The sequence below is a fragment of the Escherichia sp. WS1450 genome, from assembly GCF_046487395.1.
Lineage (GTDB): Bacteria > Pseudomonadota > Gammaproteobacteria > Enterobacterales > Enterobacteriaceae > Escherichia > Escherichia coli.
Genome location: NZ_JBJQJO010000146.1, coordinates 1 through 719 on the forward strand (window position 1 = coordinate 1; position 719 = coordinate 719).

The following is a 719-nucleotide window of genomic DNA, read 5'->3' on the forward strand; positions in this document are numbered from 1 at the left end:
CCATCGATCCCCCCGATGTCCCAGCAGACACGGGAAATGGTCATTTCGGTTCCGTCTGCATGGCGGTATTTTTTGTTGATCGCCGCATCCACACGTAACAGCGTCTCTTCCTCATCGGGACGTCCCATAATGATGATTTTATCCACCAGAAAGGCTTCCTCTCCCGGAGCCCATCCCCAGACATACATCTCAAAACGGTTTCGCTGCGAGTCAATGCCCGCCGTCAGATAAACCACCCGGGCAGGCACCGCCGCCGTGTAACGCACAACCTTATCCATCAGTACCTGGTGATCGAGTTTTTCGCCCACGGCCTCTTCCCAGGTCTCGCCCAGCGTGGTGTTCACAAAGGTTTTCAGGCCGTTGGGATCTTTCAGTGCATCCAGCCAGTCATAGACTATCTGTACCCAGGTGGTGAACGGACTGTACGCCGTCCAGATATGGAAAGTGATGGAGCGCGGCGGCGGAATTTCATTATCCGCGGCGCTGAAAAACGTCAGACCGTCACGGGTCCACATCCCCGTGTTTTCACAGATCCACCGCCCGTTACTCTGGTCAAGCTCAGACTGATGGATCACACAGCCATGATGCTCACAAAGGTAGAAAACGCTTTCGGGGCTGTCCTTCTCCCATTTAAGGCCAAAAGGCGTGGATTCATCGCCAAATTTCAGATACTGCTCCTCCCCACAGTGCGGGCAGGGCACATAAAAACGCATGAAATG

1 protein-coding gene is annotated in these 719 nt (G+C 54.2%); it reads right to left on the reverse strand.

Going from position 1 to position 719, the window contains the following annotated elements; all coding sequences use genetic code 11:
- Nucleotides 1–719 (reverse strand): terminase gpA endonuclease subunit (locus ACJHYR_RS28005; RefSeq protein WP_410233227.1); only part of this gene is annotated, 719 nt, incomplete at both ends.